Origin of the sequence: Nocardia sp. MDA0666 (assembly GCF_003023875.1) — a bacterium.
Taxonomy (GTDB): domain Bacteria; phylum Actinomycetota; class Actinomycetes; order Mycobacteriales; family Mycobacteriaceae; genus Nocardia; species Nocardia aobensis.
In genome coordinates this window covers 37,669-44,691 of the sequence record NZ_PYHT01000037.1, presented here as the reverse complement: position 1 = coordinate 44,691, position 7,023 = coordinate 37,669, and the positions used below count along the sequence as shown (strand labels likewise).

Annotated in this window: 8 protein-coding genes; 4 read left to right on the top strand and 4 right to left on the bottom strand. The window is 68.2% G+C overall.

Annotation, left to right across the window (positions count from 1 at the left end):
- The coding region (locus C8258_RS30865; RefSeq protein ID WP_146161374.1) for an AraC family transcriptional regulator at nucleotides 1–551 on the top strand (551 nt) is incomplete at its 5' end.
- A gap of 25 nt (nucleotides 552–576) precedes the next feature.
- Nucleotides 577–1,410, top strand: coding sequence for a dienelactone hydrolase family protein (locus C8258_RS30860; RefSeq protein WP_106958136.1), 834 nt, complete (start codon nucleotides 577–579; stop codon nucleotides 1,408–1,410).
- Between the two features lie 10 nt (nucleotides 1,411–1,420).
- Here the strand turns inward: C8258_RS30860 and C8258_RS30855 are convergent, their stop codons facing one another.
- Nucleotides 1,421–2,197 (bottom strand): maleylpyruvate isomerase family mycothiol-dependent enzyme, encoded by a 777-nt coding sequence (locus C8258_RS30855; protein ID WP_106958135.1) that lies wholly within the window; start codon nucleotides 2,195–2,197, stop codon nucleotides 1,421–1,423.
- A gap of 113 nt (nucleotides 2,198–2,310) precedes the next feature.
- Here C8258_RS30855 and C8258_RS30850 point away from each other — a divergent pair, with 113 nt between their 5' ends.
- Both C8258_RS30850 and C8258_RS32740 read left to right on the top strand, forming a co-directional pair.
- A complete protein-coding gene (locus C8258_RS30850; protein WP_233225449.1) occupies nucleotides 2,311–3,870 on the top strand; it encodes an esterase-like activity of phytase family protein in 1,560 nt (519 codons plus the stop codon).
- A 68-nt stretch (nucleotides 3,871–3,938) separates the two neighbouring features.
- Nucleotides 3,939–4,097 (top strand): hypothetical protein, encoded by a 159-nt coding sequence (locus C8258_RS32740; protein ID WP_157121598.1) that lies wholly within the window; start codon nucleotides 3,939–3,941, stop codon nucleotides 4,095–4,097.
- Here C8258_RS32740 and C8258_RS30845 read toward each other — a convergent pair.
- The 3 genes from C8258_RS30845 to C8258_RS30835 form a co-directional block, all read right to left on the bottom strand.
- Nucleotides 4,042–4,830 (bottom strand): DUF998 domain-containing protein, encoded by a 789-nt coding sequence (locus C8258_RS30845; protein WP_106958134.1) that lies wholly within the window; start codon nucleotides 4,828–4,830, stop codon nucleotides 4,042–4,044. The genes C8258_RS32740 and C8258_RS30845 overlap by 56 nt on opposite strands.
- Nucleotides 4,831–4,923: 93 nt before the next feature.
- Nucleotides 4,924–5,340: a very short patch repair endonuclease gene (locus tag C8258_RS30840; protein ID WP_106958133.1), complete on the bottom strand. Its 417-nt coding sequence runs from the start codon at nucleotides 5,338–5,340 to the stop codon at nucleotides 4,924–4,926.
- A gap of 70 nt (nucleotides 5,341–5,410) precedes the next feature.
- Nucleotides 5,411–6,580: a DNA cytosine methyltransferase gene (locus tag C8258_RS30835; RefSeq protein ID WP_199195910.1), complete on the bottom strand. Its 1,170-nt coding sequence runs from the start codon at nucleotides 6,578–6,580 to the stop codon at nucleotides 5,411–5,413.
- Between the last annotated feature and the right edge of the window lie 443 nt (nucleotides 6,581–7,023).

Below are 7,023 nucleotides of genomic sequence, written 5' to 3'. Positions count from 1 at the left end.
CCAGACTCACCACCAAGTCTCATCTTTTCAAGCAGAAGACGGCATACGAGCTACCGATCGGTCTCGTGGGCTCGGAGATGTGTATAAGAGACAGGGATTGGGAGGAGCGGTTCGCGCTCACGCGAGCGTTTCTGGCGCAACGCTTCCGGCCCGATCGCACACCGGACCCGGAAGTGGTGGCCGGGTGGAATCGGATCGTCGCGGACCGTGGGCAGGTTCGAGTTGCCGATGTGGCCGAATCGTGCGGCTGGAGTCGCAAACGGTTGTGGACGAGGTTCGAATCGCAGGTCGGGCTCACGCCCAAGCGGGCCGCGATGCTGGTGCGGTTCCGGCATGCGGTCGAGGGGCTGGTGGCGGGCCGGGCGGCCGCCGATGTCGCGGCGTTCTGCGGGTACAGCGATCAGGCGCACATGTCCCGGGAGATCGCGAGTTTCGCCGGTCGCACGCCGGGCGCGCTGGCACGTGAGACGCACACCCTGATCGGTGAGCACCGCTACCGAGCCTGGGGAACATTTTTTCAAGACCCGGCGGGGGTGGCCGGCCGAGAGTGAAGGCCCGAACGAGAAAGGGCCGGCCATGGCAGACGACGATCTTCACGATTTCGAACACGCGACTTTCACTCATGAGGGCAAGTCCCGCACGATTTTTCGGCAGGGCAGCGGGCCCGCGGTGATCGTCATGGCGGAATTTCCGGGCATCTCGCCGGATGTCTTCGACTTCGCCCGGCGGGTGGCGCGCATCGGCTGCACCGCGGTGGTGCCGCATCTGTACGGGAATCCGGGGCGGGACCCGGATCCCGCCGCGCACGGCACTCTCGCCGCGGTGGCGAATATCGCCGGTCAGTTCGGGCCGATCTGCGTCAGCCGGGAGTTCGTGGTGCTGGCGACGGGGCGCACCTCACCGGTGGTGCAGTGGTTGCGGGCGCTGGCCGAGGCCGAGCATCGGCGGTGCGGCGGGCCCGGAGTCGGCGCCGTCGGGATGTGTTTCACCGGGGGATTCGCGCTGGGGATGGCTGTGGACGATCGGCTGGTCGCGCCGGTGCTCTCCCAGCCGGGTCTGCCTTTGGGTTTCACCGCGCGGCAGAAGAGCTCGATCGACGTCTCACCCGACGATCTCGACCGCATCAAACAGCGATGTGCCGCAGGGCTTTCCGTGATGGGCCTGCGCTTCCGCGGTGACCGTCGTTCCCCGGCCGAGCGTTTCGACTTCCTGCGCGCGCAGCTCGGCGACGCGTTCATCGCCATCGAACTCGACGACGCCGCGGCCAACCCGGACGGTGTGCTGAACGCGCATTCGGTGCTCACCGAACATCTCATCGACGAACCGGGCGAACCGACTCAGGCCGCGTTGCACCGCGTGCTGGATTTTCTCGCCGAGCGGCTCGAGGTTCCAGGGCGCGTGAACCGGTAAGTCCGGCGCCTCACAACCACGCGGGCAGATTCGGCAGATATCCGGTGAGCCCCACGCCCTCGCTGCGGCCGATCAACCATGCCAGCAGCTCCGCTGCGGGCCCGGAAATGGTGTCGGAAGGGTCGGGGCCCACCTTGGCGGTGAAATCGGTGTCGGTGGCGACGAGGGTGAAGCTCGGCGGCGGTGGCTGATCCGGGTCGGAGGTCATCGGCTTGGCATCGGAGGGGCGGTGGGCGGAGGCCGCATGGTCGAATCCGGCGGCCACCTCCGGCAGCATCCGGGCCACGAAGGCGGCTGGCCAGTCGGCGGGCCGGTAGCCGATGTTCAGGTCGACGCGGTGAATCTCGATCTCGCGCAGCCGCAACCACGGCACCACCGCGGCGGCCAGTTCCTTACCCGTGCGCGCCCGCACCCGGTACTGCCAGCGTTCCGGCGGCATGGCCCGGGCCAGGCCGAGGAAGCGATCCGCGGACGCGCGCAGGTCGCTCAGCTGCTCGGCGAGCGGGCGCGGCGCACCGGCCTCGATATCGGAGTCGCGCAGCAATTGGCTTGCGTACTGCGGGGTTTCGATGCCCGTGCGAGCCCACAGCAGCAGGTTCACCAGTCCGTCGGCATTGCGGGACAGGTGGGCCAGCAGATGGCCGCGAGTCCAGCCCGGCAGCAGTGAGGGTTCGGCGATATCGCTGTCGTGCAACGCTTCCACCGCGCCGACCAGGGACTCGGTCGCCGCGTGCACGGCTTCGAGCAGGTCGACGGGAACGGATGATTCCGGCGCTTCGCTGGTCACCCGGGTGACCCTACCCAGCGCTGGGAACGCTCGCTGGGCGAACTCGATTGCCGTCGGATAACTGTTCAGGTTCCCGACAGCTGATCGTCGACTCGGCAGGATAGGTATCACCGGTGGGAACCAGTCATCTGCTCCGATTCGCCCTCGCCGGCGCCGTACTCTGCGCGGCCGCCGCCTGCTCGTCCGGCGGCGGCGAACCGCAATGGCACACCGACCGGGACCGGCCGCTCGTCGTATCGCTCGACGACCTGTCCGCCCGCACGGGCGGCGGCGCGGCCGTCGCCTTCGGCGCACCGGCGCACGGCCACCTCGACCGCACCGCCGACGGTTCCGTGCGCTACACGCCGGAGCCCGGCTACCAGGGCGAGGACACCTTCACGGTGACCACCTCCGATGCGGTGCACCTCTACACCACCGATATCGCGCCGCTCGGCGACTTCGGCGGCACCACGGTGCAGGGCAGCGGATTCGGGTCCGCGTGGACACCGGTGCCGGGGTCCGCCGACGAGTTCTACGGGCTCACCGACCGCGGCCCGAACGTCGACGGGCCCGGCAAGAACGAAAAGCTCGTTCCCATCCCGAATTTCGTGCCGAAGATCGGCAAATTCCGGCTGACCGGGACGCGCGCGGTACTGGAATCCACCATCGACCTGAAGAACCACACCGGCGTCGGCTTCAACGGACTGGTCGACACCGCCGCGTCGACCGGGGAGACCATGCGCGACCTGGACGGCCACACCTTGCCGCCCATCGACCACGGCCTGGACCCGGAGGGGCTGGTCGCCCTGCCCGACGGCACCTTCTGGGTCTCGGACGAATACGGCCCGTTCCTCGTGCACTTCGACGCGTTCGGCACCGAAATCGAGCGTCTCGCACCGGGTTCCGGCCTGCCCCGGGAACTGTCGTTGCGAACGCCGAATCAGGGAATGGAAGGGCTGACCGTCACACCGGACGGCCGGCGATTGGTCGGTGTGATTCAAAGTGGTTTGCAGACACCGGGTCTGGATTCCGCACGGGAAGTCCCGATGACCCGGATCGTCACCGTGGATCTGCAGACCCGCGCCGTCGCCGAATTCGTCTATCCCCTCGAGGATCCGAAACGGAAGCTCGCCGTCTCCGAAATCACCGCACTCGACGACCACACCTTTCTCGTGGACGAACGCGACGGTGAACTCGCGCCCAAGGCGAACAAGAAACTGTGGACGATCGATCTGAACGGCGCCACCGATATCGGACCCCGAGCGAATGTGCCCGGCACCCGATACGACCCGAATCTCGGGCTGCTCGTCGGTGACACACCGCTGGAAACCTATGTCGGCAAGGTATCGACCGCCGACGGGATCGCCGCGCTCGGCAAGGCCGGAATCACCCCGGTCGCGAAGAAAGCGAACCTGGACCTCGCCGGATTGGTCGCGGGACTGAATCCGGCCGGCGGATTCTTCGGTCACGACAAAATCGAAGGCGTCGCCACCACCGACGGCGGCCGCACGCTCTACATCTCCGACGACAGCGATTTCGGCGTGGCCGGAAGCACCGGCAGCGTGGCGCCCTTCGGCCTGAAACCGAAAACTCTGCCGGACGGCCGTCAGGACACCGGTGAAATCCTGCGGGTCGATACCGGGGCGCTTCCGGCGCGCACCGCCACGCACACCCTCACCGTCTCGGTGGGCTAGCCGGCATTCTCAGGCTTTACCCAAGTTCCGCACAAATGCATGCCAGTCGACGCTGTCACCGTGGGTATATGAGCACAGTTGTCGAGGTACTGGTAATGGGCGTCATGCTGGCCACCTTCGCGGCCATGGCGATCGCGGGCGCGGTGGCGGAATCGGCGCCCCGCTCGCTGGTCATGCTGGGGAACGAGGAGCCGGAGGCCGTGCGCGCTTCCGCCCGTCGCCGCTGATCGCACGCTGCGCGACCCAGATCTGCACGGCGAGCGCGATCAGCCACAGCGACATGGATCCGACCTGGATGCGCTGGGCGATGCCCAGTGCGTAATTGCCCGGCAGATTGTCGGCGATCAGCATCCAGGCGGTCGCGGCCGACCCGATGATCAGGATCCACAATCCGGAATGTCGCAGAATCGGCCAGCGCCGATAGCGGAAGGCGGCGACGCTGAACGCGATCATCGCCACGAATATCGAGGTGACCGCCAGCGTGCTGGTCAGCGCGTGAATCTGGTGCAATTGCGGAAACATGCCACTGTCCGACGGCGGGCACGGCACCGAGCAGGTGTGCAAGGGCCATTGCGCATCGGCGATCGTGGACGCGCCGAAACAGCCCAGCGCCACCCAGCCCACGGTCGACAGACGTCGCCGCGAGAAGACGAACATCGCCGCGACCGCGGAAATCAAGGTGAGCGAACCGGCGATCGTGTCGCCGAAATCGAACACCCAGCGAAAAGGACGGCCCTCGGCATCCAATTCGCTGAGGAACGACCTGATCGGGTTCAGATGGATCGGCAGGACGAACTCCAGGATCCACGACGAATAGCAGACGCCCGCGACGGCGACGGCGGCCGCGATCAACGAGCGGACGAGGCGGAACCGCACGCGCACGGGCGCGTGGTCTCGCTCCAGTACGGCGACCGCACCGGATTCGTCCGCCGCACGATCGTGCGGCCCGCTCGGCGTCATTGCCCTCGTTTCACGTCATCGCCCACGTTCGGAAAGTGCCGGATTCCCGTTGCAATATTCCCGCTGCAATGTCGGCTGCACTTCCATCATGGTCTATCGCCCGGACAAAGCCGACTGCACCCGATCCGCGGCGGCGACCGAATTCTCGTGTTCCCAGATCCGCACCACCAGCCAGCCCGCGGCGGTGAGCCGCGCATCGGTATCGCGGTCGCGGGCCACGTTGCCGGCCAATTTCTCCGCCCACCACTCGGCGTTGTTCTTCGGATAGGTGGCGTGTTCGGGGCAGCGGTGCCAGAAACACCCGTCCACGTACACCGCCACTTTGCGACGCGGGAACACCAGGTCGGCGCGGCGGCGCAGACCCGGAAGCGGAGCGCGGTCCACGAAATACCGCAGGCCCCGCCGGTGCAGTTCGGTACGCAGCGCGGTCTCCGGGGCGGTACCCGCGCGCCGCTGCCGGGCCATCCGGGCACTGGTCACCGCGTCGGTGACGGGACGGCCGGAACTCATGCACAACCCTTACAGCGTCCACCGGCGGGCCGGTGTTCCCGGGGCCCGATTCGGTGACCGATTCGACACGTCACACCGCCGCCGAGACGTACGGGACACCCGGACTCTCCCGCGGCAGGCCTCCCATGCGGATCAGGTGGTTCTCCATATCGGCGATGAAACCGGGCGGGAAGCGCAGCGTGCCGCGCGCGGCACGGCGCAGGAAACCGGCGGTCGCGCGGGCCGACAGCAGGCGGGCATCGTCGAGAAACCAGCGCAGATCCTCGTACGGCTCGTGCACCGGCCACGTCGACACCGGGACCCGATAGGCCTTACCGGCATGGCCCCACGCCGCCGCCGGCCAGCGATGCGCGGTCAGCGGCGCGTACTCCGCGGCCACCCCGTCGGCGGGGGCGGCCAGGCGGGAGCCGATCCATGACGCCATCCGCACACTCACCGCATTGCCGACCAGTTTCCACCGATGTCCCGGACGGACCCCCGCGGCGGCCAGTGCGGGCGCGGTCCAGTCGTGGGAAAAGCCTTGCAGCCGTTCGGCATCGGTGATGCCGGGGGTGACGATCTCACCGGCGGGCAACCGGACCGCGGGCGGACTGGCGATACCGAGCCCGGACCCGCCCTTCAACGTCGGCACCGCATTCACCGCCCAGCCCAGTCCGCGCACCCCCTCGGTCCAGTAGAAGCCACAGGGGTCCACCTCGGGATCGCCGATCGTGCGCGGCCCCGCATCGGTGCCGAACAGCACCGGCCGCGGATCCTCCGACCGCGACGCCAGCATCAGCACCCGCTGCCGCCGCTGCGGCAGCCCGAACGCGCGCGCGTCGACCACTCGGTAGGCCCAGGTGTAGCCCAGCTCCTCCAACGCGGCCGTGATGTGCCGCATCGCCTGCCCGCGTCCCAGCTGCAACATGAACGGGACGTTCTCGATCAGCAGCCAGCGTGGGCCGCGCTTGCGGCGAACCAGCCGGAACACCTCGTCGACCAGACCCGAACGCTCGCCGGTGATCCCCGCCGTCCGTCCCGCCTGCGAGAGGTCCTGGCAGGGAAATCCGGCCGCCACCAATTCGGTCCCCGCGGGCAGCGCGCGCAGGCGGGTGACATCAGCATGGGTTTCGACCTCGGGAAAGCGGGCGGACAGGACCGCGCGAGCACCGGGATCGATCTCGCAGAGCAGATCGGTATGCCAGCCATGGGCGCTGAGCCCGAGTTCCAACCCCCCGATTCCGGCGAACAACCCGACCATCCGCGTGTTGTTCACAGCCGGTGGTCCTTTCGCCCGAATCCCCGTCGGGCACCGGCGCGGTCGCGAAGGGCCCGGGTGTGGAGGTTACTCGAGCAGGTGGGGGACGTCAGCAATCAGTGGGGTGTTCTGCGGATGTGCGCGGGGGCGTGGGGTATTGGAGGCGGACTATCCGGTGAGGCACTGGCTGTGTTTTTGGCCTCCGCTTCGCTCCGGCGGGGTCTCGGCCCCCTGGGCCGAGACCGACCACTGTGCACAGTTGCGGAAGGTGCAGCACGAAGTGGGCCCAGGCGCTCAGCTTTCAGCTGCGCGGCTCGGGTGGGCGCAGCGGCGTCGCGGTCGAAAATCGGTTGGCGGGCGGCGGGAGCGCTGGCAATCTGGAAGGTCGTACGCGCGCTCGGTCGGGGGCCGGGGCGGTGCGGTAGTGATCGATTCGGCGAAAGACG

What these genes read in the sequence shown, in the direction of transcription:
- C8258_RS30860 (WP_106958136.1), top strand. Translation starts at nt 577, where the DNA reads ATGGCAGACGACGATCTTCACGATTTCGAACACGCGACTTTCACTCAT.
- C8258_RS32740 (WP_157121598.1), top strand. Translation starts at nt 3,939, where the DNA reads ATGAGCACAGTTGTCGAGGTACTGGTAATGGGCGTCATGCTGGCCACC.
- C8258_RS30845 (WP_106958134.1), bottom strand. Translation starts at nt 4,830, where the DNA reads ATGACGCCGAGCGGGCCGCACGATCGTGCGGCGGACGAATCCGGTGCG.
- C8258_RS30840 (WP_106958133.1), bottom strand. Translation starts at nt 5,340, where the DNA reads ATGAGTTCCGGCCGTCCCGTCACCGACGCGGTGACCAGTGCCCGGATG.
- C8258_RS30835 (WP_199195910.1), bottom strand. Translation starts at nt 6,580, where the DNA reads ATGGTCGGGTTGTTCGCCGGAATCGGGGGGTTGGAACTCGGGCTCAGC.